Here is a 25338-nt window from a genome sequence, read left to right as displayed (position 1 = left end):
ATGAAAGTTACTTTTTTTATAGATAGGCCGGTCTTCTCGGCTGTAATCTCCATCGTGATTGTGATTGTCGGCATTATTGGTCTGACGATGCTTCCGGTGGATCAATATCCGCAGATTACCCCTCCGGTGGTGAAGATCAGCGCATCCTATCCGGGTGCCAGCGCACTTACCGTGTCGCAGGCGGTAGCCACTCCGATTGAGCAGGAAATCAATGGTACGCCGGGTATGCTTTATATGGAATCAAACAGTTCTAACTCCGGAGGTTTTTCGGCAACGGTCACTTTTGACGTATCTGCCGATCCGGATTTGGCAGCTGTTGAGATTCAGAACCGTGTGAAACTGGCGGAATCCCGTCTGCCGGCGGAAGTCATTCAGAATGGTATTTCGGTAGAAAAACAGGCTCCCAGTCAGTTGATGACGCTTTGTTTGACTTCTACTGATCCGAAGTTCGACGAAATTTATTTGAGTAACTTTGCTACTATCAATGTGCTCGATGTAATTCGCCGTATTCCTGGGGTTGGACGTGTATCTAATATCGGTAGCCGCTATTATGCGATGCAGATATGGGCGCAACCCGATAAGTTGGCAAACTTTGGACTGACCGTGCAGGATTTACAGAATGCATTGAAGGATCAGAACCGTGAATCGGCAGCTGGGGTATTGGGGCAACAACCGGTACAGGGACTGGATATTACCATTCCTATTACGACTCAAGGACGTTTGTCTACCGTAGGGCAGTTTGAAGATATTGTAGTGCGTGCCAATGCCAACGGATCTATTATCAGGTTGAAAGATGTGGCGCGTGTATCGTTGGAGGCCTCTTCCTATAACACGGAAAGTGGTATCAACGGCGAGAATGCCGCTGTTCTTGGCATTTATATGTTGCCGGGAGCAAATGCGATGGAAGTAGCCGAGAGAGTAAAAGAGGCTATGGATGAGATTAGCAAGAATTTTCCGGAAGGATTGAGCTATGAGATTCCGTTCGATATGACGACTTATATTTCCGAATCTATTCATGAAGTATATAAGACGTTGTTTGAAGCGTTGGTATTAGTTGTATTGGTGGTTTATCTATCCTTGCAAAGCTGGCGTGCAACGTTGATTCCGGTAGTGGCGGTGCCTATTTCATTGATCGGTACTTTCGGATTCATGTTGATTTTCGGTTTCTCGCTGAATATACTGACATTACTAGGATTGATTCTTGCCATCGGTATTGTTGTGGATGATGCGATTGTGGTGGTGGAAGGCGTAGAACATATCATGGAAACGGAACATCTAAGCCCATACGAAGCAACGAAGAAAGCGATGAACGGACTTGCTAGTGCTTTGATTGCCACATCACTGGTATTGGCGGCAGTGTTCGTTCCGGTTAGTTTTTTAAGTGGGATTACAGGGCAGTTGTATCGTCAGTTTACGGTGACGATTGTGGTGTCCGTACTTATTTCTACGGTAGTGGCTCTGACATTGAGCCCGGTGATGTGTTCATTGATTCTGAAGCCGGATAACGGAAAGAAAAAGAATATCGTTTTCCGGAAGATTAATGAATGGCTGGGCATCGGTAGCAATAAATATGTGGCTGCTGTAACTCGCACCATCAAGCATCCTCGCCGGGTTTTGAGTGCTTTTGGTATGGTGTTGATTGCTATCATGCTGATTCACCGTATTATTCCGACCAGTTTCTTGCCTGTGGAAGACCAGGGATATTTCAAGATTGAATTGGAACTGCCGGAGGGAGCTACTTTGGAACGTACCCGTATCGTAACAGAACGTGCCATTGCTTATTTGGAAAAGAATCCATATATTGAATATATACAGAACGTAACAGGAAGTAGTCCGCGTGTTGGAAGTAACCAGGGACGTGCTGAACTGACGGTGATCCTGAAACCTTGGGAAGAGCGGAAGAGCACCACTATTGAGAAGATTATGGATACGGTGGAAAAACATTTGAGGGAATATCCCGAATGTAAAGTCTATCTGTCCACTCCTCCGGTTATTCCGGGACTGGGTAGCTCGGGAGGTTTTGAAATGCAATTGGAAGCTCGTGGAGAAGCCACTTTCGATAATTTGGTAGACGCGGCAGATACATTAATGTACTACGCATCCAAGCGCAAAGAACTGGCTGGTCTGTCATCTTCTTTGCAGTCGGAAATACCACAACTCTATTTCGATGTAGACCGTGACAAAGTAAAGATGCTGGGTGTGCCACTGGCTGATGTGTTCTCTACCATGAAGGCTTATACCGGTTCGGTGTATGTGAACGACTTTAATATGTTCAACCGTATATATAAGGTTTACATTCAGGCGGAAGCTCCTTACCGGGAACATAAAGACAACATCAATCTGTTCTTCGTGAAAGCCTCCAATGGAGCGATGGTACCGTTGACTTCTTTAGGAAATGCCTCCTATACCACAGGACCGGGAAGTATTAAACGTTTCAATATGTTTACTACGGCCGTTATCCGTGGAGCAGCTGCACAGGGATATAGTTCCGGACAGGCGATGGAAATCATGGAGCAGATTGCCCGTGACCATCTTCCCGATAATATCGGTCTTGAATGGAGTGGCCTTTCTTATCAGGAGAAGCAGGCGGGAGGTCAGACTGGTATGGTGATGGCATTGGTATTCCTGTTCGTATTCCTCTTCCTTGCTGCACAATACGAAAGTTGGACGGTGCCTATTGCCGTGTTGCTCTCTTTACCTGTTGCCGCTTTGGGAGCCTATTTAGGAGTCTGGGTTTGCGGATTGGAGAACGATGTCTATTTCCAGATTGGTCTGGTAATGCTGGTGGGACTTGCCGCTAAGAACGCGATTTTGATTGTAGAGTTTGCAAAAGTACAGGTAGATAAAGGTGAAGACCTGGTGCAGTCGGCTATCTACGCAGCCAAATTGCGTTTCCGTCCGATTTTGATGACTTCTCTCGCATTCGTACTCGGTATGCTTCCGATGGTATTGGCAAGCGGTCCGGGGGCGGCAAGCCGACAGGCAATCGGTACAGGTGTATTTTTCGGAATGATATTTGCCATTGTATTCGGTATCATTCTTGTGCCGTTCTTCTTTGTGATGGTGTATAAAACAAAGTCGAAAATTTTAAAACATAAGAAATAATGAAACGAAAGAAACTATATATTGCTATTCTGTTACTTGCCGGAGTCTTGACTTCCTGCAAGGTAGGGAAAAGCTATGTCCGTCCTGATCTTCATTTGCCCGACAGCTTGGAAAGAGCGCAAGACTCGATCAGTTTCGGCGATCAGGACTGGAGGGATATTTATACGGATGCTACCTTGAGAAGTCTGATAGAACGTGCACTGGATCATAACAAGGATATGTTGATTGCCGCTGCCCGTGTGAAAGAAATGGCAGCACAGAAACGTATTTCCACCGCTGCGTTACTTCCGGATATCAAAGGAAAAGTAACGGCAGAACGTGAACTCGAAAATCATGGAGGAGACGCTTTCAAGAGATCAGATACTTTTGAAGCACAATTCCTCGTTTCATGGGAACTCGATCTTTGGGGAAATCTGCGCTGGGCACGTTCGGCCAGTATTGCCGAATATCTGCAATCTATCGAGGCGCAACGCGCATTGCGGATGACGATTGTTGCTGAAGTGGCACAGGCTTACTATGAATTGGTTGCTTTAGATACAGAACTGGACATCGTAAAGCAAACATTAAAAGCCCGTGAAGAAGGAGTACGTCTGGCACGTATCCGGTTTGCCGGCGGGTTGACTTCCGAGACTTCCTATCGACAGGCACAGGTGGAATTGGCGCGTACGGCAACTTTGGTTCCTGACCTCGAACGTAAAATCTCCCTGAAAGAAAATGATATTGCCTATCTTGCGGGTGAATATCCTAATAAGATAGCCCGTTCCCGTTTGCTTCAGGAATTCAATTCTCCGGAAACACTTCCTGTTGGATTGCCGTCTACATTATTGGAACGTCGTCCCGACATCCGTCAGGCAGAGCAGAAATTGATTGCTGCCAATGCGAAAGTGGGAGTGGCTTATACAAATATGTTCCCGCGTCTTGCCCTGACAGGTGGTTTCGGTAGTGAAAGTACTTCTTTGTCGGAACTTCTGAAATCTCCATACGCAGTGATGGAAGGAGCTTTGCTGACTCCGATTTTTGGCTGGGGAAAGAACCGTGCGGCATTAAAAGCCAAAAAGGCAGCTTATGAGGCTGAAGTACATAGTTATGAAAAAGCCGTACTGGAAGCTTTCAAGGAAACACGTAATGCAATTGTCAATTTCAACAAGATCAAGGAAGTGTATGAACTTCGTGCCAATTTGGAACGTTCGGCCAAGAGCTACATGGACCTGGCACAACTGCAATACATCAATGGAGTTATTAATTATCTGGACGTATTGGATGCCCAACGTGGATATTTTGATGCACAGATTGGGTTGAGTAATGCTATCCGTGACGAGTTGATTGCGGTAGTTCAACTTTATAAGGCTCTTGGTGGAGGTTGGGAACAAAATCCCTAGAATTATCATATCGATTCACTCATTGAAGAAAACGTAAAGGCTATCTCCCACACCGGGAGGTAGCCTTAATTTTTCTTTCTTCTTCTTTTTGTCTTAAAAACAACAACAGAAGAATTTTCATAATTCGGAAAAAAGTGCGAAATTTGCAACGCTTTTCAAGTTTGACAAGAAACTTACTAACACCTTTAAATAAAAAATTAAAGAAAATGACTAAAAGTGCATTGCAAATCGCAAGGGCTGCTTACCAGCCCAAACTTCCGAAAGCATTGGCATCAGGAGCTGTTAAGGCTGTAGCAGGTGCTGCTACTCAATCTGTAGCCGATCAGGAAGCTATCAAAGCGTTATTCCCGAACACGTATGGAATGCCGTTGATTACATTCGAAGCTGGTGAAGCTGTTGCTCTTCCCGCTATGAACGTAGGTGTAATTCTTTCCGGTGGTCAGGCTCCGGGCGGACACAATGTAATCTCCGGTTTGTTCGACGGTATCAAGAAATTGAACCCGGAAAACAAATTATATGGTTTTATCCTGGGTCCTGGTGGTCTGGTAGATCACAACTATATGGAACTGACTGCTGATATTATCGACGAATACCGTAACACAGGTGGTTTCGATATCATCGGTTCCGGACGTACGAAACTGGAAGCAGAAAGCCAGTTCGAAAAGGGATATGAAATCATCAAAGAACTTGGCATCAAAGCATTGGTTATCATTGGTGGTGACGACTCTAACACAAACGCTTGTGTATTAGCTGAATACTATGCTGCTAAGAAGTATGGTGTACAGGTAATCGGTTGCCCGAAAACAATCGACGGTGACTTGAAGAACGATATGATTGAAACTTCTTTCGGTTTCGATACAGCGTGTAAGACTTATGCAGAAGTAATCGGTAACATTCAACGTGACTGTAATTCTGCACGTAAATACTGGCACTTCATCAAATTGATGGGTCGTTCGGCTTCTCACATCGCACTGGAATGTGCTTTGCAGGTACAGCCTAACGTATGTATCGTGTCTGAAGAAGTAGAAGCTAAAGATATGTCTTTGGACGATGTAGTGACTTACATCGCTAAAGTGGTAGCTGACCGTGCCGCACAGGGAAACAACTTCGGTACTGTATTGATTCCGGAAGGATTGGTAGAATTCATTCCTGCCATGAAACGCCTGATTGCTGAATTGAACGACTTCCTGGCTGCTAATGCTGAAGAATTCGGTCAGATTAAGAAATCTCACCAACGTGATTATATCATCCGTAAACTTTCTCCGGAAAACTCTGCTATCTACGCAAGTCTGCCGGAAGGTGTTGCTCGTCAGTTGACTTTGGATCGTGACCCGCACGGAAACGTTCAGGTATCATTGATCGAAACAGAAAAACTGTTGTCTGAAATGGTAGCTACTAAGTTGGCTGCATGGAAAGAAGAAGGCAAGTATGTTGGTAAATTTGCTGCTCAACACCACTTCTTCGGTTATGAAGGACGTTGTGCTGCTCCGTCAAACTTTGACGCTGACTATTGCTACTCTCTGGGTTACACAGCTTCTATGTTGATTGCTAACGGTAAGACTGGTTATATGTCTTCTGTACGCAACACAACTGCTCCTGCTGCTGAATGGATTGCTGGTGGTGTGCCTATCACTATGATGATGAACATGGAACGTCGCCACGGTGAAATGAAACCGGTTATTCAGAAAGCATTGGTGAAACTGGATGGTGCTCCTTTCAAGGCATTTGCTGCGCAACGTGATCGTTGGGCTATCGAAACGGATTATGTATATCCGGGTCCGATCCAGTACTTCGGTCCTACAGAAGTTTGCGACCAGGCAACTAAGACTTTGCAGCTGGAACAAGCTAAATAAATACACTTCAGAGCAGTTGTTGATGTAACAGTTGCAATGAAAGATTCTTTCAGGCACGGACTACACGGACTACACGGTTTATAAGAAATAACTAAAAAACCGTGTTAATTCGCGTAATCCGTGCCTATCTCTAAAAACATTGATCGTTTAAAGTAAATGCCGCAACGCAACAACCCGATGTCTGCCGTACAGAAGAAAAGAACTGTTTCCACTACCAAGAAAAAGGGAACGACCTCTTCTTCCAAAACTTCCCGTACCTCAAAAAAGGAACAGATGAAGCATCGAACTGTGATGCCTGTCTGGATTCGTAACATTTTGGCAGTGGTGATTATCGGTTGTTTTTCCGTTGTATTCTACTATTTCTTTATCCGTCCTTATGCTTATCGATGGAAACCTTGTCATGGTTTAAAGGAATACGGAGTTTGTATCCCTGATGGATATGATATTCATGGTATTGACATTTCTCATTATCAGGGAAAGATTGATTGGAAAAGACTGTTGCAAAATAAAGAGACGGCTACTCCTTTGCATTTCGTTTTTATGAAAGCTACAGAAGGAGGAGATCATAACGACACAACCTTTGAGGCGAACTTCGCCAATGCCCGTAACCATGGATTTATCCGTGGTGCTTATCATTTTTATATTCCTGGTACGGATGCTTTGAAACAGGCGGACTTCTTTATTCGTACGGTGAAACTGGACACGGGTGATTTACCTCCCGTACTTGATGTGGAAGTGACCGGGCGGAAGGAAAAAAAGGAATTGCAGCAAGGCATTAAACGCTGGCTAGACCGGGTGGAATCTCATTATGGAGTGAAACCTATTCTTTATACTTCTTATAAATTTAAAACCCGTTATCTGGACGATTCCATCTTCAATACATACCCTTACTGGATTGCCCATTATTATGTTGACTCTGTAAAGTATCAGGGGAAATGGGACTTTTGGCAACATACTGATGTAGGAAGTGTTCCCGGTATCAAAGAAGACGTAGACCTGAACGTGTTCAATGGCTCGTTAGAGGAACTTAAAAAGCTGACAATTAAGTAACAGGTATTTCTTTTCCCAACAACTTATCTCTTCTCTCATTTGTTATAATCGTATTATTACTAAAAAAGATACGATTATGAACTTTGATATAGCTATTATTGGTGGTGGTCCTGCCGGGTACACAGCTGCCGAACGGGCAGGGGCCAACGGATTAAAAGCCGTTCTTTTTGAGAAAAAGGCAATGGGTGGAGTGTGTCTCAATGAGGGGTGTATTCCTACTAAAACTTTGTTATATTCTGCTAAAATACTGGATAGCATCAAAAGTGCTTCCAAATATGGCGTTTCTGCCGAATCTCCTTCGTTCGATTTATCCAAGATTATGAGCCGCAAAGACAAAACAGTGAAAATGTTGACGGGTGGCGTGAAGATGACTGTGAATTCTTACGGAGTGACGATCGTGGAGAAAGAAGCTTTTATAGAAGGAGAGAAAGAGGGGATGCTCCGCATCACCTGTGATGGAGAAACCTATTCCGTGAAATACTTGCTGGTATGTACCGGTTCCGATACAGTGATTCCTCCCATACCGGGATTGTCGGGAGTCAGTTATTGGACTTCCAAGGAGGCGTTGGAGATAAAAGAACTTCCCAAGACGCTTGTTATTATTGGCGGTGGAGTGATCGGGATGGAATTTGCTTCTTTCTTCAACAGCATGGGAGTAAAGGTGCATGTGGTAGAAATGATGCCGGAGATTTTGGGAGTGATGGATAAGGAAACGAGCGGTATGCTTCGCGCCGAATATGCCAAACGGGGAGTCACTTTCTATTTGAATACGAAAGTAGTGGAAGTGAACGCTCATGGAGTCGTGATAGAAAAAGAAAGCAAAGTTTCCACTATTGAAGCGGAGAAAATCTTGCTTAGTGTAGGCCGTAAGGCAAATTTATCCGGAGTGGGGCTGGACAAGCTGAATATAGAATTGCATCGGAATGGGGTCAAAGTAGATGAACATCTGTTGACTTCGCATCCCCGCGTATATGCTTGTGGGGATATTACAGGTTATTCTTTATTGGCACATACCGCTATTCGTGAAGCGGAAGTCGCTATCAATCATATCTTGGGAGTGGAAGACCGGATGAATTACGATTGTGTTCCGGGAGTTGTTTATACCAATCCCGAAGTGGCAGGAGTGGGAAAGACAGAAGAAGAATTGATAAAATCAGGACTTTCTTACCGTGTGTCCAAATTACCGATGGCTTATTCCGGTCGGTTTGTAGCCGAGAATGAACAGGGAAACGGCCTTTGTAAGTTGATTCAGGATGAAGAAGGGAAGATCATTGGTTGTCACATATTGGGAAATCCGGCGTCGGAACTCATTGTGATCGCAGGTATTGCTATTCAGAGAGGCTATACGGTGGAAGAATTTCAGAAGACTGTATTTCCGCATCCTACGGTCGGAGAGATTTATCACGAGATTATGTTTTAACTCTTATTCTGTCTGACCTATGATTCGATGTATCTATAGTCCGTTTTCTGATATTTACTTTCACTTGGCTGCAGAAGAATATCTGTTGAAGCAGGGAAATGAAGACATTTTCATGCTTTGGCAGGACACTCCTTCTGTGGTAATAGGGAAGCATCAACGGTTACGGTCGGAAGTCGATCAGGAATGGGCGGAACGGGAGCAGGTACATATTGCCCGTCGTTTTTCTGGTGGAGGAGCAGTGTACCATGATTTGGGCAATGTCAATCTGACTTTTATAGAAACGACTTCCCGCTTGCCGGAGTTTGTCACGTATTTGCAGCGGACGTTGGATTTCCTGAACTCTATGGGAGTGATGGCAACAGGAGGCGAACGATTGGGAATTTATCTGAATGGATTGAAAATATCAGGAAGTGCGCAATGCCTGTACAAGGATCGGGTATTGTATCATTGCACGCTATTGTATGATACAGATCTTACAGCGTTACATGAAGCATTGAATCCGGAACCGATGGTCGATGATGAAACGTTATCGTCTGTATATGCTGTTCCTTCCGTTCGGAGTGAGGTAACTAATATTCGCAGGCATTTGCCGGCGGGGACTGTCACTGATTTCAAAGAAAAGGCTTTTCAGTATTTCAGTAAGTCGCAATCTGTCAGAGCTTTCACTAAGGAGGAGATAGAAGCTGTCAATCAGCTTCGGGAGGAGAAATATATTCAGAAAGAGTGGATATATAGCCGTTGATGCTTGGTTGTACCGATTGGCCTCCGGTTAAAATTTACTTAACTTAAAACTTTCTATTTCAGCCCATTGTTGTAATATATCTAAGGTTGAATAATAAAATTACTGTCTATGTCAAAATTCGAAATAAAAATGCCTAAGTTGGGCGAGAGTATAACCGAAGGGACCATTGTCTCTTGGTCTGTAAAGGTGGGTGACATGATTCAGGAAGACGATGTGCTTTTTGAAGTGAATACTGCTAAAGTAAGTGCGGAAATCCCTTCTCCCGTAGCGGGAAAAGTGGTGGAGATTTTATATAAGGAAGGTGACACGGTTGCTGTAGGAACAGTTGTCGCCATTATTGATTTGGATGGCGAAGAAGCATCCGGTACAGAGCCGGCAAGCGAAGGTACTGCAAATGAAGGAGCCGATGCTGGCCAGGTTGCTGCTGATGTTTCCGGAACATCGCAATCATCAACGGACACTGCTAAGAATCAATCAGTGAATACTGCATCAACCCCCGTTGATACATCCAAACCCGTTGCTGTTGAGGAAGAACGTTGGTATTCTCCTGTTGTGATTCAGTTGGCGCGGGAGGCTAAGATTCCGAAAGAAGAGTTGGATGCTATACAAGGTACGGGTTATGAAGGGCGGTTGAGTAAGAAAGATATAAAAGACTATATTGAAAAGAAGAAAAGAGGAGATATGGCTGAACAGAAGCCAGCCTCTGCCGTTGCTGCTCCGGCTACAAGCAAACCATCGGTGGCTGTTGCTCCCGAACAGATAACTCCGAAAACGTCTCCGGTTGCATCTGCCCCTGCTACACAGTCGGCTGCTACTTCATCCAAATCGTCTGCTCCTGTTGCCATGCCTGGAGTTGAAGTGAAAGAGATGGATCGTGTCCGCCGGATTATTGCCGACCACATGGTTATGTCTAAGAAAGTATCTCCTCATGTAACCAATGTGGTAGAAGTAGACGTCACCAAACTGGTGCGTTGGCGCGAAAAGAATAAAGATGCTTTCTTCCGTCGCGAAGGAGTGAAGTTGACTTATATGCCTGTGATAACCGAGGCCGTAGCGAAAGCATTGGCAGCCTATCCTCAAGTGAATGTGTCAGTAGACGGATATAATATCCTTTTTAAGAAACATATCAATGTAGGTATTGCTGTCTCTCTGAATGATGGAAATCTGATTGTGCCTGTGGTGCATGACGCCGATCGTTTGAATCTGAATGGCCTGGCAGTTGCCATTGACTCTTTAGCCCTGAAAGCAAGGGATAATAAATTAATGCCGGAAGATATTGATGGCGGTACATTTACCATTACCAATTTCGGAACGTTCAAGAGCCTGTTCGGTACACCGATAATTAATCAGCCGCAGGTTGCTATTTTGGGAGTAGGATATATTGAAAAGAAACCTGCTGTGATAGAAACACCGGAAGGCGATACGATTGCCATCCGCCATAAAATGTATCTGTCTTTGTCTTATGACCATCGGGTAGTAGACGGAATGTTGGGAGGTAACTTCCTTCACTTTATAGCCGACTACCTCGAAAACTGGCAAGGCTGATAACTGATTGTTTCACTCATTAAGAACTTCATTCACTATGAAAAAGAAATATGATATAAAAACAACAGATGTAGAAACCCTGAAAAAGTGGTATCATCTGATGACATTGGGGCGTGCTTTGGATGAAAAAGCACCGTCATACCTGCTACAATCTTTGGGTTGGTCTTATCATGCTCCTTACGCGGGGCATGATGGTATTCAGCTTGCCATCGGTCAGGTATTCACTTTGGGCGAAGACTTCCTGTTTCCTTACTACCGCGATATGCTGACTGTACTTTCTGCCGGAATGACTCCGGAAGAAATCATCCTGAATGGTATCTCGAAAGCGACAGACCCGGGCAGCGGCGGACGTCACATGTCGAACCATTTCGCCAAACCGGAATGGCACATCGAAAACATTTCTTCTGCAACGGGTACACACGACCTTCATGCGGCAGGTGTGGCACGGGCAATGGTATATTATGGACATAAAGGAGTCGCCATCACTTCTCACGGAGAATCTGCCACTTCCGAAGGATTTGTATATGAGGCTATCAATGGCGCCAGCCTTGAACGTCTTCCTGTCATTTTTGTGATACAGGACAACGGATATGGTATCTCTGTCCCTAAATCGGAACAGACAGCCAACCGCAAAGTAGCCGAGAACTTCTCCGGTTTCAAGAACCTGAAAATCATCTATTGCAATGGAAAAGATGTATTCGATTCGATGAATGCCATGACCGAAGCTCACGAATATGCAAGGGAAACCCGTAACCCGGTGATTGTGCAGGCCAACTGTGTTCGTATCGGTTCCCATTCCAACTCGGATAAACATACCCTGTACCGGGATGAGAACGAACTGGAATACGTAAAAGATGCCGATCCGCTGATGAAATTCCGCCGGATGTTGTTGCGTTACAAACGCCTGACAGAAGAAGAGTTGCAACAGATCGAAGCTGACGCAAAGAAAGAACTGTCGGCTGCCAACCGAAAAGCGTTAGCTGCTCCCGATCCTGATCCTAAGAGCATCTACGATTTTGTGATACCCGAACCTTATCAACCCCAGAAGTACAAAGAAGGTACTCATGAAGCAGAGGGCGAAAAGACCTTCCTGGTAAATGCCATTAACGAGACATTGAAAGCCGAATTCCGCTACAATCCCGATACGTTTATCTGGGGACAGGACGTAGCAAACAGAGAGAAAGGCGGCGTGTTTAATGTCACCAAAGGGATGCAGCAGGAATTCGGCGAAGCCCGTGTGTTCAGTGCGCCGATTGCCGAAGATTATATTGTAGGCACCGCCAACGGAATGAGCCGCTTTGATCCTAAAATCCATGTCGTGATAGAGGGAGCGGAGTTTGCCGATTACTTCTGGCCTGCCGTAGAACAATATGTAGAATGTACGCATGAGTATTGGCGCAGCAATGGTAAGTTTGCCCCGAATATAACGCTGCGGTTGGCTTCCGGAGGTTATATCGGTGGTGGGTTGTATCACTCTCAAAATATAGAAGGAGCTTTGACTACATTGCCGGGAGCACGAATTGTCTGCCCTTCTTTTGCCGATGATGCAGCCGGATTGTTACGTACTAGTATGCGCTCTAAGGGATTTACTTTGTTTCTCGAACCGAAAGCATTGTATAATTCGGTAGAAGCCGCCACTGTGGTGCCGGAAGACTTTGAAGTACCTTTCGGAAAAGCACGTATCCGCCGTGAGGGTACGGATTTGAGTATTATCACATACGGAAATACGACCCATTTCTGTCTGCATGCTGCCGAACGATTGGAGAAAGAGGGTGGTTGGAAAGTAGAAGTGATCGATATCCGTTCTCTGATTCCGTTGGATAAAGAGGCAATCTTTGAATCGGTCAAGAAGACCAGCAAAGCATTGGTTGTACATGAAGATAAAGTATTCTCCGGTTTTGGTGCGGAGCTTGCAGCAATGATTGGTGAGGAAATGTTCCGTTATCTCGACGGACCGGTGCAGCGTGTCGGTTCTACGTTTACTCCCGTCGGTTTCAATCCGATACTGGAAAAAGAAATTTTGCCGGACGAAGCTAAGATATACGAAGCTGCACGGAAATTATTGGAATATTAAAAGAGAAGAATTATGAAAAAGATAGGTTTGTTTTATGCTACCAAAGCCGAAAGAACGAGTTGGGTGGCAGAGAAAATACAGAAAGAGTTTGGTGAAGACAAGATAGAAGTAGTGCCTATCGAGCAGGCCTGGCAGAATGATTTTGCAGCTTATGACTGCTTCATTGTGGGTGCTTCCACCTGGTTTGACGGAGAACTTCCTACTTATTGGGACGAACTGTTGCCGGAACTCCGGACAATGAAATTGAAAGGTAAGAAGGTTGCTATCTTCGGTTTGGGAGATCAGATACGCTATCCGGAGAATTTTGCGGATGGAATCGGTTTGCTGGCAGAAGTCTTTGAAGGGGATGAGGCTACCTTGGTCGGTTTTACTTCTTCCGAAGGTTACACTTTTGAACGTTCAAAGGCTTTACGTGGCGAGCAGTGGTGCGGGTTGGTTGTCGATTTGGATAATCAGTCCGAACAGGCGGAAAAGAAAATCAAAGCATGGTGCCAACAGGTCAAAAAAGAGTTCGCGTAACGACTTTGTTTCTCTTTATAAGATAGTGACGCTATCCAATGCAAATAGTGACGGTATATGCTATGGATAGCGTCACTATCCCACGCGTATACCGTCACTATTTTTTTCTGCATTAATCTGGAGTCTTACGCTTGTTTATAGCGTATATCGACTGCGATTTTTGCTTGCTTCCTTATATCTTTTAATGATAAGGGAGCTTTCTCTTTTAAAGATATTTGTTGGCTCTTATCCTTTATAAATAAATTTCACTTCTGCCCAACGGTTCTTCTCTTTATAATGAACGAAAGTCAGCCCGTTCTTCTCCGCTTCTTCGCGGATGGCGGCAATGTCGTCTATATAAAATCCACTCATATAGAGTTCGGAATTCGTATGCATACAGGCAACATATTGCTTCATATCATTTAGTAATATATTCCGGTTGATGTTGGCAATGATAACGTCGAAAGGTCCTTTTCCTGCAAGCGACGAGGCATCTCCTTGTGATACGGCAATATCGTCTACGTGGTTCAACTCGATGTTTTCGATGGAGTTTCGTACGCACCATTCATCAATGTCGATGGCCGTACAGGGACGTGCGCCCCGCATACGTGCGAGGATGGCAAGAATCGAAGTTCCGCAGCCCATATCGAGCAGGGATTTATCTTTCAGTTCGCTGTCCAATAATTCTTCAATGATGAGGCTGGTAGTTTCGTGGTGTCCTGTTCCGAAGGCCATTTGAGGATTGATGACGATGTCATATTCCGCTTTGGGGACATCTTGGTGGAAAGTGCTGTGGATCACACATCGGTTTCCGATAATGATGGGTTGGAAGAAATTCTTTTCCCATTCCTCGTTCCAGTCCTTGTCTTCCGCTTCGGTATATGTATAAGTAATATCCGTATCGGGTAGGGGGAACTCGTTGATGGCAATCTTGATGGCGTTTTCATCACACAATGTCTGTTGGATATATGCGGTCAGTCCGCCTTCACACTCAACAAAACTTTCAAATCCGACTTCACCCAATATGGCAGCCAGTACGTCATTGACGGTTTCGGTACAAGGCTGGGTGCGGAATGTGAACTCAAAATACTTCATAGTTGTTTTTAATGCTGGTGAATAATGTGCAAAGATACAGCAATCCGGGTATAGAAAGTCAAGTTTGCCTGAACTTTATGCCGGTGAGCGTTGTATCTTCTACAAAGATAGTTAGAAATAGGGATTTCCCTATTATCCTTTGGGGAAAATCTCCCCCGGACGAAAAATCTCTTCCTTATCTTTGTAACGTGAATAAGTTTAAGTAATTACATAAACCGAGATGATATGAAAAAGATTGTTTATTTCTTGCTATTTGCCTTGTGCCTTCCGATAGGTATCTTTGCACAAAGCGTTGATGACGACCTTTACTTCGTACCTTCTAAAGACAAACAGGAGAAGAAAGAAACTCCAGTTAAGAAGGAACCGAAGAAACAGGTGACGACTAACATCTATACTTCACCGGGTACTACAGTGGTTGTTCAGGACCGTAAGGGAAGAACACGGGATGTGGATGAATATAACCGCCGTTACGATGCACGTGAAAATGAATTCGTAATGGATAATGATACCTTATATATAAAAGAAAAATCTAATCCGGATTTGGACGGAGAATGGGTGACGGGCGAATTCAATGGTACGGAAGACGACTATGAATACGCTGAACGTATCATCCGTTTCCGCAATCCGCGTTTTGCTATCAGTATCAGCAGTCCGTTGTACTGGGATGTAGTTTACGGTCCGAATTCATGGGACTGGAACGTATATACCGATGGTATGTATGCTTATGCATTCCCGACGTTCAGTAACCCGCTTTGGTGGGATTGGCGTTATGGCTCTTACGGCTGGGGATGGAACTATGGCTGGGGATGGAATCGTCCTTATTACTCTTGGGGATATTACCCCGGTTATTGGGGTGGCGGCTACTGGGGTGGCTGGTATGGCGGCGGATATTGGGGACATCATCACCACTGGCATGGTGGTCCTAGCTGGGGCTGGGGCGGAGGTGGAAGCGGTCGTTGGACAGGTCCTACCTATACAAACCGTCGTTCTTCCGGACAAAGCAGTTACAGGAATCCTTCTACTATTCGTCGTTATGGTTCGAGTGCCGTTCGTTCCAGTGGTTCTTCTGTTCGGGGAGGCTCTGCAGTTCGTTCAGAAGGTAGTTCTGTTCGTTCTTCTGGTTCTACTTATAGTAGGGGAACTACTTCCAGACGTGTAGTGGGTACACGGACTTCAGGTGAACGCAGTGGCTCAAGTAGTCGTAGCAGTGCTACTTATTCTCGTCCAAGTAGTACTAGAAGTAGCGGAAGTTCTTCATCTTCCCGTTCGACTGGTTCTTCTGGTTATTCGCGTTCGTCTGGAACCACTACTAGAAGCAGTAGTGCAAGATCAACTTATAGTCGTGGAAGTTCAGAAGCACCGCGTAGTTATTCTCCAGCAAGTAATAGTAATACCCGTTCTTCTTCCTATGGTACTTCTCGTTCTTCTTCACGTAGTTATTCTCCAGCTTCGTCAGGTGGCAGTAGCTCTCGGGGTAGTTATTCGAGCGGTGGTTCTTCTTCTAGATCATCATCAGGTGGAGGTTCCTCTCGTAGTAGCAGTGCCAGAAGATAAGTATTAATTAAATGGTTTTGACAGGAATGAAAAAGATAAGTGTTTTAATTGTTCTGGGGATGCTAATGATAGCGCCTTGGGGAATGGCACAAACGATATATGACGGTGCCAAACTAACAGGAAAAGATTTGAATGGCACAGCTCGATTTGTGGGTATGGGTGGAGCTATGGGAGCTCTTGGAGGAGACATATCTACGATGGGGACTAATCCGGCAGGTATTGGCCTTTATCGCAGTAATGATATAATGACTTCATTTGGGCTTTCTCTTTATGGGAATGAAAGCCAGTATTTGGGGAAAAAGTTTAATTCCGATTTAACTAAAGGAGATTTTAATAACATCGGGTTTGTATTTTCTTCGAAGATTGGTAATGAAACTCCGCTGCGTTTTGTGAATTTCGGTTTTAACTATCATAAAGCGAAATCATTTAATAACAACATGCGTATGGAAGGTAATTTGGGGCTTTACTCCCAAACCTATCTAATGGCATCTCAAGCAGCTGGCATTGAAAAATGGGGAGATTCGCCTTATACGGATAATGGTATTGGGTGGCTTTCTATTCTTGGAGCTGATGCTGGACTGATTAGGGATATAACAATACATGACAAAACAGGAGGGGTAAACAATATTCCTTATACCTATAAGGATGAAAAAGGGGAGGAGGTACAGTATAAGGATATAAATGGTAATCCTCTTTATATCTCTCCTGGACATTTTGAAGGAATGCCGGACAATGGATATGCAAATTTTCGCTCGGAAGAACGCGGTGGAATTGATCAATATGATTTTAATGTATCATTTAATTTTAATGATCGGGTATATTTGGGGTTGACGCTGGGTGCTTATTCTGTAGATTATAATAAGTATCTAAGTATATGACAAAAATTTGAAGACATCGATTCGGTAGCGGTTTGTGTGGTTGACAAGGGACTGGAAGATGTAGTCCAGTCCGTACTTGAATAGACTTACAGCCCTCCGCTTGTGCTTCAGCACCGTTATCGGTTTGATGTATTCGTTGATATAGATTCCTACGAGGTAGCACCAGACATACGCAATCATGATGATGGCAAAGAGATTGGACATACGGGAATGGTCACGGACATGGGAGCCTTCGATATCGAAGCCACTTGATTTCATGCCCTTGAACATCGTCTCCACCTGCCACCTCAGTTTGTACATCTCAAATGCTTCCTCTGCATTACAGTACGAGACAAGGATCTGCAATTCGGGTGCACCCTCCTTGTCCTTGATTTTAGAGCCAGACAGGTAACAGGCCTGTCCATTAACGTAGTAGATACCGTCAAGATGTTTGCTTTCACCCAGTTTCAGTTCGTTGAACAGCCAGTGGGCCCGTGTTTCCTGACCATGCCGATACACACGGAAGTTCTCTCGTATCCTGATATGGTAGTGAATGCCTCTTGCGTTCAAATAGCCCAGCCATTCGCTTCCAATGAACTCACGGTCAGCCATCAGGTGGTTGATGGAGTTTTCTCCGGCAAGACGAATGAACCGGTCTACAAGTTCAATCCTCTCCTGGGTATTGGAGTTACCCCGCTTGTCCATCATTTTGAATACGATAGGAAAAGCCATTCCGTCGTAGATGATGCCCAGGGTAAGGATGTTTATGTTGGTATTGCTGAACTTCCAGTTCGTCCTGTCCAGCGTAAGGTTGTACGGGCCCTGTACCGGAATCAGCTTTAATATGAGTTTTGCTATGAGGTCGGTACTAATCTCGCATTGGGCAATGAGTCGCTGGATTCTCCGCAGGGAAGATTCAGATGCCGCATTGCTATCAAAGGCGGAGGCCAGCTTGGAATACGTAACCCGCTGCACCTTGCAGAGGGCGCATAACATCATGCTGAGAGCCTTGATTCGTGCCAGATTCATACTTTTACCAAAATGTTCGTGCAATATCGGATATAATTCACTACTTTTGTAGTGGACCTTAGAAGTTCGTAACATGGTGTTAATGTGAGAGTTAACATACCTTAAAGTTACGAATTTTTAAGGTCTTTTGCAATAGTAATTATCTAATAATCAGTAGATTACAACAATTATTTTTAAATTTTGTCATATACTAAGAATAAGTATACTTTTTATGATGAGGATTATGGAAACGATGAAGGATATAATTTGCAGAGTTGGAATAGAATAAAGGGGTCTGGCTTTGACGTGAAGTTGGGGGCTATTATTCGTCCTTTTGAATATTCGCCTTTTCGGGTTGGATTAGCTATACATACGCCAATATTCTATAGTTTGGATTATAAAACGAGTGCACAAGTTATATCGGATGTGATGGATGTTGTAACTGGAGAAATAAAAGGATATGACGTGAGATCATGGGATAATCTTCCGGGAAAAGGGGATATGATTCTTCCTTTCGATTTTCAGACTCCTTGGACTTATAATGTAAGTTTGGGATATACGGTAGGCAAGAGCTTGGCTTTAGGAGCAGAGTATGAGTATCAAGATTATTCTTCCATGAAGTTTAAAGATACTGAAGGTAATTCTTCTGCTTATGAATTTGAGAATAGTACGACGTCTATGTTGAAAGGGGTTAGTACAGTCCGTCTTGGTCTAGAGTATAAGGTGATTCCACAGTTTGCTTTTAGGGCAGGATATAATTATAGTACTGCGGCTTTCCATCAAGATGCTTTCAAAGATTTGGCTATTAACTCTATTCAGACAGATACAGACTTTGCCAATTCTAAATCAATGAGTAATTATACATTGGGTATTGGTTATCGCGGATCAATGTTTTATGCTGATTTGGCTTATAAATACTCTACATATAAAGAAAATTTCTATCCGTTTGTGAATGGATTTACAGATGAAGATGGTAATACAGTCATTGGTTCACCGGAAGCAACGAAAGTTACGAATACACGTAGTCAAGTGTTATTTACCGTAGGTATGCGTTTCTAACCTAAAAAAGACAGTTTTCAATTTCAATAATAACTTTTGTGTGTAAAAAATCCCTGGAATGCTGAGTGTCTACAGCGGTTCCGGGGATTTTTATTAGTATCACTTTTTATTCTTTAGTCTTATCTGAATAGTGGAGTTCGTTCGTCAATGATTCCGCGTCTTGCGTACATTTTTACCGCAACAGGAGTTCCGGCTTCTATGGTAATGTCCTCCTCTGCGATGATAGGTTCTTCTTTACCGTCCTCCAGGATAACCGTTCCTATTTTCTCGCCGGCTTTGATGAGCTGTGGAATCAAGTTAGTCAAGATACCTTCAGATACTTTCCGGATATCAATGTATTCCGGTTTTGCATTGGGGTCAGCTTCGATTTTACCGCTGAACAGGTCTTGCACACCTTTGTTCTTCAAGAACAGTTTAACGATTGCTCTACCTTCGTACGGCTGGTTGTTCTCGTCAAGCAGAACGACGGGCGTTGTCATTCTCTTAAATGCAAGAGCAACGCTCTTAGAACCTTTGTTGGCTTGGGCTGTACCGAACAAATATTCTAAGCCACCCTTGATTTCACGATAGCGGCTGCTCAATGATCTGGTAGTAGCAGCTTCGTCGGTCAATTCAGGATAATGAGCATAGAAAGTAACCGTTTCCGAATCGGTGCCCGCCTCGTTCCAAGTCTGGCTATCCATGCCTATGGCAAACGGATGATAATCTTGCTCGGCAACGGACATGGAGATAACATCTCCGGCAGCGAAGTTGCTCTTTAACGGAAGTGTCAGACTACTGCTGTTACGAGTAAGAGCATTGTTGATACTTTGGTCAATAGAAGTAGAAAAGTCGATCACTCCATTACTGGGATCTTGCAGTTCTTCTTGCTGTTGACAACTGAACAGGCATACTGATGCCATAACAAATAAAAGGCTTTTTCTTTTCATTTGAGGGTAATTAATAGGTTAATAATAGTGAGAGGTTTTCTAATATTCTACTCTGTCTTCTTTGGCCACCCAGGCTTTGAAGGCAGTAAGGGCTTCATTATGTAGTAGGATTTCGGAAGGCAGCTTTCTGTCTTCAGGTTTCAGTTGCAGTTCGTCATAGATAAAAGAGTCGTCGAAGCCGATGTTTTTGGCATCGGTCTTGTTGTTTCCATAGTACATCTTATCCAGGCGTGCCCAATAAATAGCACCTAGGCACATGGGGCAAGGTTCGCAGGAAGTATAGATTTCGTATCCGCTAAGATCAAATGTTCCGAGTTTGGCAGCTGCGGCACGTATGGCGCTTACCTCGGCGTGAGCCGTAGGGTCACAAGATGCAGTGACACGATTAACTCCTGTTGCAACTATTTCTCCGTCTTTCGTGGCAATCACAGCACCGAAAGGACCTCCACCATTTTCAACATTTTCTTTTGAAAGCTCGATCGCTTTTCTCATTAAAGCTTCTTTAGTCATGGCACAAAAAATATATTGTTAGTTTCATTTTTTCTTTGCTTCTTTCTACAAAGATAGAAAAAACTAACAATATACAATGGAATGTCCCTATTAATTTCTTAACAATACTGGCAGAATCCGGAAAAAGAAGGAACTTTTTTTTGCTTTTTTTAGGGTTATAGCTTACCTAAGATCTTGTCCATTACCCAGTTAGTCAACGTTGCGCTTTCGCCGTCGCAAGAGCAAACCGACTTACCCAATAAGTGGTCTACTACTGCTTGGATAAGAGGCTGTTGCACGTGTTCCGGGTTACCGATACAGATTTCTTCCCGTCCTTTCTCGGTATGTAGTCCGATAGGTTCGTAAGTAAAGACAGAGAAGCAAATCATTCCTTTGTCACCGATAATCTCTATGCGGTCTTCGCGGGCAGAATCATGGGCTACGAAGCACCAGGAACCACTACCCACCAGTCCGTTGTCAAATTGGAAACAGGCGCTTAATGTATCTTCGGCAGGATAAAGTCCGCCGCGATTACTCTTGTAACCGCTTGCTTCGAGGATGCAACCGAACATATCCTGCAACAAATCAATCTGATGCGGAGCAAGGTCGTAGAAGTAGCCGCCGCCGGCAATATCAGCCTGCACACGCCAGGGAAGATTATCACGATTGTAATCCAGATCGCGTGGCGGCTGGGCAAAACGAATCTGTACATTGATAACGTTGCCGATCGTCCCGTTCTCTACTAATTCCTTTACTTTCTGGAAATAGGGAAGATAACGTCGGTAGTATGCTACGAAACAGGGAACCCCCGTTTCATTGGATATGCGGTTGATTCGGGTACATTCTTCATACGTCACCGCCATTGGTTTCTCAATATAGGCCGGTTTACCCGCTTTCATGGACATAATGGCATACGTAGCGTGTGAAGAAGGAGGAGTGGCGATATAGACAGCGTTTACTTCCGGATCATCTATCAGCTCCTGTGCATCGTCATACCATTTCTTGATTCCTCTCTCTTTGGCATACGCTTTCGCTTTCGCGCCGTCACGACTCATCACGGCTACGACTTCCGAATGTTCTACTTTCTGGAAAGCGGGACCGCTTTTCGTCTTGGTTACTTCTCCGCAACCAATGAAGCCCCATTTGATAATCTTTTCACTCATAATATAATATACCTATTGTGTCTGTTCTAACAAACCCCAAAGATAAAGCTATTTTTTGTCAAGAGCAACTTTATTGATTATTAACTTAGCGGGGACAGTTGGAAAACAGACATTGTGTTTTGTTTCAACAGAAGCTCTGTTTTATCGGAACAGAGGCTCTGTTTCAGGCAAACAGAACGTCTGTTTGAGGCGGATATATACTTCATTTCGGTAAGAAGCAAGGTGAACACTGCTGATCCTCCGGCTGAAGGACCATAACCACCGGGCAAAGCGCAAGGAAAAGCCGGGGCGGGGAGAGGTTTTTCCCGGCTGGATAAAAAGAAAGGAGAGAATCGCGATTCCCTCCTTTGCATGTAGTTTAATTGAAACTACTTTATCATTAACTCTGTAAAGATACGACATTCGAAAGCGAAAGTCAAGTCTTTGGGAGTTTATTTCTGGAAATAGACATGAATATATCTATCTTACATTCTGTTTTTGATTGTTTTCTTCTGATCTGTAAAATGATAAGGTTATTCTTTATCATAGTACTTTTTATAAATCTTCTGGTATTCTTTCTCCTTTTGGAATTTATCCAGCCATGCATTCAAACTATCGAGTAAAGCTGGTGATTGTTTGCTGACTGCCCATGAGTAGAATTGTGTAAAGCTGATGGCTGTATTTATATCTATCTGCGGGATGGAATCGGCAGCCGCGCGTGCGATGCTTTCGTCACAAACGGCATAGTCGATATCTCCATGAGCTACCATTGAGATTAATTGTTCGGAACCGTATTTCTCTATTTCTTTGATATAAATGGTATCGCCAATTTCATTTCCCAGGTTTTGGATACGCAGGATGGAGGGAGAGCCTTTTACTACGTGAAGTGTCCGCCCAGCCAAGTCCAGTTGGCTACGGATATAGAGTGAGTCGTTTTCTCCGTTTTCTTTCCGTTGCACGAGCACTTGCTTGTTGAGCGTGATGGGAGAGGTGAGGAGCAGAGAATCTTTCAGTTCGCTGGTGGCTAATATACCGCAGGCAATTACATCGTAACGTCCTTCACTTAATCCTTCCAGCCGTTCTTCGAAACTCATCAGGGGTGTTATTTCGGTCTTTAATCCCTTGTCATGGGCAAAAGCCTGTATCAGTTCGTAATGGAAACCGGAAACGGTATCGCCGTCCACGTAGAAACTGATCGAGTTATATTCAGTCGCTACACGCAATATACCTTCTTTGGCAATGGCTGCATAATCACGTGGGTGTCCTGACGGCTTTTCCTGATTACCGCATTGGCGGATAGAAAAGATGATTGCCAATACAATGATTACGGGCACTAAATATCTGGCCAGTCTCAATTTGGGGCGTGTTACCATAAGCCGTATAGATTTTGTTAATCATAGAAATTCCATGAAAGACCGAATTTCAGTACACGCGGGTTGATAGGGTAGTGAGGAGACAAGAAGTAATTCGGGCTGCTCATACCTTGATTCACGTGATACATCATTACATAGAAACGTGTACGCTTTAGGTGTAAGTTTGCGTATACATTCACGATCGGATAACCTCCTATCTCTACCTGGTCATTTTCCGGTTGCAAATAGAAGTTTTGGATAGCCGGCATATAAGCGGGTGCATTGTATTTACTGAAATAACGCACGTCGGCACCCAATTGTACACTAAGCACTTTCTTTGCCAGCTTGAACTGCATATAGAAATTGTGATACAGCGAAAGATCAGGCAAAGGCAATACGGTCTGGTCGCTGGACTTTTGCCAGGTTACTTCATTATCTAAATGGAAGATTCCCAGCTTGAAGTCCTGATTAAGACTTGCTGACAACACCTGTATACTTCCGCTTTTCTGTTCCGGCATTGCTTGTTGGTTGAAATAAGTGTAATTCTTTATGTTTTCAACTCCTGCTTTCAAACGTGTTCTCCAACGTGCAATGCTTAATTCTCCTTCAATACGGGTACGAAATTCTTTGTCCATATCATTGTCCCACATGAAGTGTTTGGAATGATAATGACGCATATAGAAAGGCGCAAGCTTATTGCTGACTTCACCACGGGCTATAAGGCTCACAGTGTCTTTCCATAACGGAAAGTTAAGGTCGATATCTCCTTTCACATTGAATTGTCCGATTGCTTTTCCGGCGAGTCCCACTTCACCAATGGCATGGTAATGAAGTACATTTCCTTCACGTTTGGATAATTCGCCTCCAACAAATATTTCATTTTCATTGTATTTGTCGGGCAATGGATTCCCCTCCATATTCATAAGAGTATACTTGCTGATTTTATAGGAAGCGAATGCTGTCAGACCCGCTTTGGCATATTTATTGAATCCTTCGAGTAGAGCAATACCTATGGTATTCTTGATACCCATATAGGTAGTACTGTCTCTGGCAATCGGATTATCCGGTTCCAAATAGGTGTTTTGATAATAGTTTTTTTCACGCATGTCATCATCAGAGTTGAAACTATGACGTGCACGCTCTACCTGAATGGTATGTATAAAACTAGTGACCGGCACAAATTCTTGTTTGGCTGGAGTCGTATCATTTTCGGCCTGCGGTATGTCGCGGCTGAATCCCAGATTGTAACGTTGGGTCAGGAATACATAAAAGTCATGATTACGGTTGGTCGTTGCACTTAATACAGTCGGGATATTGGTTGATTCATATTCTCTTTGCCCTTGTGCCATCTCTTCAGGCGCAGTGATGTATCGGTCGTCCTCAATACCTCCGTTTTCATTTGTTTTGAGATAATTGTTGCTGTAGATAGCTTGCATCTGATAGCGGTCGCCGATATAACTACCGAAAATTGCCGCATTGAAATAAGCCGTATTTTGGTTATTATAATATCCTCGTCCGTACAAGTAATCTATGTTAAAACCGAAAGCCAGCTTCTTGTTTACATTGACAGAGAAATAAGACTTAAAACGTTCTTCTCCGTTTATTTTATTACCGGCTTTATGATACGTCAGATTGGTATAAGGTACGTTACTATTGGTGAAATTGAACTCCGTAGGACGAATAAAGAAACTGGAGAAAGGCTCCATAAAGATAGTCGGTTCCGGATCACGACGTTCAAAGAAGATGCGTGACATACGGGGAGAACCCATATTGGCCAGATAATTATAATGTCCGGTAAGTCCTTCGGTAAGATTTGAATTCTGGAAGTGGTGATAAGCAGTATCCGCCGGGATGATAGTCCGGTCGCCCAACTGATTATTAATACGCCACATATATAATTTCGGAGGTAACCCCTGTACTTCTACATTTGCACTATCCAGTCTGTCCGGAATCATGGCAGGGTCCACCTGGTTACCGTATTGGTCGTATCCGTTCTCGTCCACTCTCTGGCGACCATTATCGAACTGTGCATGGACAGTTGTCAAACCTATAACGGAAAAGATTATATATAATAGTAAGATTCGTCTCATAATTGGAGGCAAAGATACTTACTTTAATTGATTTAATGATAATGGATAATTGAAAATTATGTTGCATACGTACTATACGTAGCTAATAATTATCAAT

General features: G+C 43.9%; 18 protein-coding genes and 2 pseudogenes. 12 read left to right on the top strand and 8 right to left on the bottom strand.

The annotated features are described in order from the left end of the window. The 9 genes from HMPREF9009_RS19550 to HMPREF9009_RS19510 all read left to right on the top strand — a co-directional run bounded on the left by HMPREF9009_RS19550 (position 1) and on the right by HMPREF9009_RS19510 (position 13687). On the top strand, positions 1–3105 hold the full coding sequence (locus HMPREF9009_RS19550) for an efflux RND transporter permease subunit (protein ID WP_049703050.1): 3105 nt from the start codon (positions 1–3) through the stop codon (positions 3103–3105). Further along, entirely contained in the window at positions 3105–4484 is a 1380-nt protein-coding gene (locus tag HMPREF9009_RS19545; protein ID WP_008643984.1) for an efflux transporter outer membrane subunit, read from the top strand. Before HMPREF9009_RS19550 ends, HMPREF9009_RS19545 begins: the two co-directional genes overlap by 1 nt. A gap of 206 nt (positions 4485–4690) precedes the next feature. After that, positions 4691–6337, top strand: a complete 1647-nt coding sequence (locus tag HMPREF9009_RS19540; protein ID WP_049703049.1) for a diphosphate--fructose-6-phosphate 1-phosphotransferase — start codon at positions 4691–4693, stop codon at positions 6335–6337. Positions 6338–6493: 156 nt separating this feature from the next. Then, positions 6494–7387 (top strand): glycoside hydrolase family 25 protein, encoded by an 894-nt coding sequence (locus HMPREF9009_RS19535; protein ID WP_004325606.1) that lies wholly within the window; start codon positions 6494–6496, stop codon positions 7385–7387. Between the two features lie 76 nt (positions 7388–7463). Next, positions 7464–8807 carry a dihydrolipoyl dehydrogenase gene (lpdA, locus tag HMPREF9009_RS19530; RefSeq protein ID WP_049703048.1) on the top strand — a complete coding sequence of 448 codons (1344 nt, stop codon included), beginning with the start codon at positions 7464–7466 and terminating at the stop codon, positions 8805–8807. Between the two features lie 19 nt (positions 8808–8826). After that, complete coding sequence (locus HMPREF9009_RS19525) at positions 8827–9549, top strand: lipoate--protein ligase family protein (RefSeq protein WP_083444217.1); 723 nt, start codon at positions 8827–8829, stop codon at positions 9547–9549. 108 nt (positions 9550–9657) lie between these two features. Next, entirely contained in the window at positions 9658–11094 is a 1437-nt protein-coding gene (locus HMPREF9009_RS19520; protein WP_049703047.1) for a dihydrolipoamide acetyltransferase family protein, read from the top strand. Positions 11095–11131: 37 nt separating this feature from the next. After that, complete coding sequence (locus tag HMPREF9009_RS19515) at positions 11132–13168, top strand: alpha-ketoacid dehydrogenase subunit alpha/beta (RefSeq protein ID WP_049703046.1); 2037 nt, start codon at positions 11132–11134, stop codon at positions 13166–13168. Between the two features lie 12 nt (positions 13169–13180). Next, positions 13181–13687 carry a flavodoxin gene (locus tag HMPREF9009_RS19510; RefSeq protein ID WP_004314967.1) on the top strand — a complete coding sequence of 169 codons (507 nt, stop codon included), beginning with the start codon at positions 13181–13183 and terminating at the stop codon, positions 13685–13687. A gap of 225 nt (positions 13688–13912) precedes the next feature. On the opposite strand, the gene prmA is transcribed toward HMPREF9009_RS19510, so the two are convergent. Further along, positions 13913–14761 carry a 50S ribosomal protein L11 methyltransferase gene (prmA, locus tag HMPREF9009_RS19505; protein ID WP_009040821.1) on the bottom strand — a complete coding sequence of 283 codons (849 nt, stop codon included), beginning with the start codon at positions 14759–14761 and terminating at the stop codon, positions 13913–13915. 225 nt (positions 14762–14986) lie between these two features. On the opposite strand from prmA, the gene HMPREF9009_RS19495 reads away from it, so the two are divergent. Together HMPREF9009_RS19495 and HMPREF9009_RS19490 are read left to right on the top strand one after the other, a co-directional pair. After that, complete coding sequence (locus HMPREF9009_RS19495; protein WP_009040822.1) at positions 14987–16315, top strand: hypothetical protein; 1329 nt, start codon at positions 14987–14989, stop codon at positions 16313–16315. A gap of 26 nt (positions 16316–16341) precedes the next feature. Then, positions 16342–17181, top strand: a pseudogene (locus HMPREF9009_RS19490) (TonB-dependent receptor); the annotation flags it as partial. Here the strand turns inward: HMPREF9009_RS19490 and HMPREF9009_RS19485 are convergent. Then, entirely contained in the window at positions 17182–18276 is a 1095-nt protein-coding gene (locus HMPREF9009_RS19485) for an IS4 family transposase (protein ID WP_232313561.1), read from the bottom strand. A 120-nt stretch (positions 18277–18396) separates the two neighbouring features. Here HMPREF9009_RS19485 and HMPREF9009_RS19480 point away from each other — a divergent pair. Then, positions 18397–19239, top strand: a pseudogene (locus HMPREF9009_RS19480) (outer membrane protein transport protein); the annotation flags it as partial. Positions 19240–19358: 119 nt separating this feature from the next. Here the strand turns inward: HMPREF9009_RS19480 and HMPREF9009_RS19475 are convergent. From HMPREF9009_RS19475 to HMPREF9009_RS19455, 6 genes are all read right to left on the bottom strand, one after another. Further along, positions 19359–20168 carry a fimbrillin family protein gene (locus HMPREF9009_RS19475; RefSeq protein ID WP_049703045.1) on the bottom strand — a complete coding sequence of 270 codons (810 nt, stop codon included), beginning with the start codon at positions 20166–20168 and terminating at the stop codon, positions 19359–19361. Between the two features lie 39 nt (positions 20169–20207). Beyond that, a complete protein-coding gene (locus HMPREF9009_RS19470) occupies positions 20208–20678 on the bottom strand; it encodes a nucleoside deaminase (protein WP_004314961.1) in 471 nt (156 codons plus the stop codon). Between the two features lie 155 nt (positions 20679–20833). After that, positions 20834–21820 carry a Gfo/Idh/MocA family protein gene (locus HMPREF9009_RS19465; RefSeq protein WP_004325616.1) on the bottom strand — a complete coding sequence of 329 codons (987 nt, stop codon included), beginning with the start codon at positions 21818–21820 and terminating at the stop codon, positions 20834–20836. Between the two features lie 80 nt (positions 21821–21900). Next, the gene (locus HMPREF9009_RS25425; protein ID WP_083444216.1) at positions 21901–22173 is read right to left on the bottom strand and encodes a hypothetical protein; all 273 of its coding nucleotides are present in this window, start codon (positions 22171–22173) and stop codon (positions 21901–21903) included. Between the two features lie 159 nt (positions 22174–22332). Beyond that, entirely contained in the window at positions 22333–23172 is an 840-nt protein-coding gene (locus tag HMPREF9009_RS19460) for a transporter substrate-binding domain-containing protein (protein WP_008774894.1), read from the bottom strand. Positions 23173–23189: 17 nt separating this feature from the next. Then, positions 23190–25241 (bottom strand): putative porin, encoded by a 2052-nt coding sequence (locus tag HMPREF9009_RS19455; RefSeq protein ID WP_049703044.1) that lies wholly within the window; start codon positions 25239–25241, stop codon positions 23190–23192. Between the last annotated feature and the right edge of the window lie 97 nt (positions 25242–25338).

It is taken from the genome of Bacteroides sp. 3_1_13 (assembly GCF_001185845.1).
GTDB lineage: Bacteria > Bacteroidota > Bacteroidia > Bacteroidales > Bacteroidaceae > Bacteroides > Bacteroides xylanisolvens.
This window is presented reverse-complemented; position numbering and strand designations above follow the sequence as displayed.

What these genes read in the sequence shown, in the direction of transcription:
- HMPREF9009_RS19550 (WP_049703050.1), top strand. Translation starts at nt 1, where the DNA reads ATGAAAGTTACTTTTTTTATAGATAGGCCGGTCTTCTCGGCTGTAATC.
- HMPREF9009_RS19545 (WP_008643984.1), top strand. Translation starts at nt 3,105, where the DNA reads ATGAAACGAAAGAAACTATATATTGCTATTCTGTTACTTGCCGGAGTC.
- HMPREF9009_RS19540 (WP_049703049.1), top strand. Translation starts at nt 4,691, where the DNA reads ATGACTAAAAGTGCATTGCAAATCGCAAGGGCTGCTTACCAGCCCAAA.
- HMPREF9009_RS19535 (WP_004325606.1), top strand. Translation starts at nt 6,494, where the DNA reads ATGCCGCAACGCAACAACCCGATGTCTGCCGTACAGAAGAAAAGAACT.
- lpdA (WP_049703048.1), top strand. Translation starts at nt 7,464, where the DNA reads ATGAACTTTGATATAGCTATTATTGGTGGTGGTCCTGCCGGGTACACA.
- HMPREF9009_RS19525 (WP_083444217.1), top strand. Translation starts at nt 8,827, where the DNA reads ATGATTCGATGTATCTATAGTCCGTTTTCTGATATTTACTTTCACTTG.
- HMPREF9009_RS19520 (WP_049703047.1), top strand. Translation starts at nt 9,658, where the DNA reads ATGTCAAAATTCGAAATAAAAATGCCTAAGTTGGGCGAGAGTATAACC.
- HMPREF9009_RS19515 (WP_049703046.1), top strand. Translation starts at nt 11,132, where the DNA reads ATGAAAAAGAAATATGATATAAAAACAACAGATGTAGAAACCCTGAAA.
- HMPREF9009_RS19510 (WP_004314967.1), top strand. Translation starts at nt 13,181, where the DNA reads ATGAAAAAGATAGGTTTGTTTTATGCTACCAAAGCCGAAAGAACGAGT.
- prmA (WP_009040821.1), bottom strand. Translation starts at nt 14,761, where the DNA reads ATGAAGTATTTTGAGTTCACATTCCGCACCCAGCCTTGTACCGAAACC.
- HMPREF9009_RS19495 (WP_009040822.1), top strand. Translation starts at nt 14,987, where the DNA reads ATGAAAAAGATTGTTTATTTCTTGCTATTTGCCTTGTGCCTTCCGATA.
- HMPREF9009_RS19485 (WP_232313561.1), bottom strand. Translation starts at nt 18,276, where the DNA reads ATGTTACGAACTTCTAAGGTCCACTACAAAAGTAGTGAATTATATCCG.
- HMPREF9009_RS19475 (WP_049703045.1), bottom strand. Translation starts at nt 20,168, where the DNA reads ATGAAAAGAAAAAGCCTTTTATTTGTTATGGCATCAGTATGCCTGTTC.
- HMPREF9009_RS19470 (WP_004314961.1), bottom strand. Translation starts at nt 20,678, where the DNA reads ATGACTAAAGAAGCTTTAATGAGAAAAGCGATCGAGCTTTCAAAAGAA.
- HMPREF9009_RS19465 (WP_004325616.1), bottom strand. Translation starts at nt 21,820, where the DNA reads ATGAGTGAAAAGATTATCAAATGGGGCTTCATTGGTTGCGGAGAAGTA.
- HMPREF9009_RS25425 (WP_083444216.1), bottom strand. Translation starts at nt 22,173, where the DNA reads ATGCAAAGGAGGGAATCGCGATTCTCTCCTTTCTTTTTATCCAGCCGG.
- HMPREF9009_RS19460 (WP_008774894.1), bottom strand. Translation starts at nt 23,172, where the DNA reads ATGGTAACACGCCCCAAATTGAGACTGGCCAGATATTTAGTGCCCGTA.
- HMPREF9009_RS19455 (WP_049703044.1), bottom strand. Translation starts at nt 25,241, where the DNA reads ATGAGACGAATCTTACTATTATATATAATCTTTTCCGTTATAGGTTTG.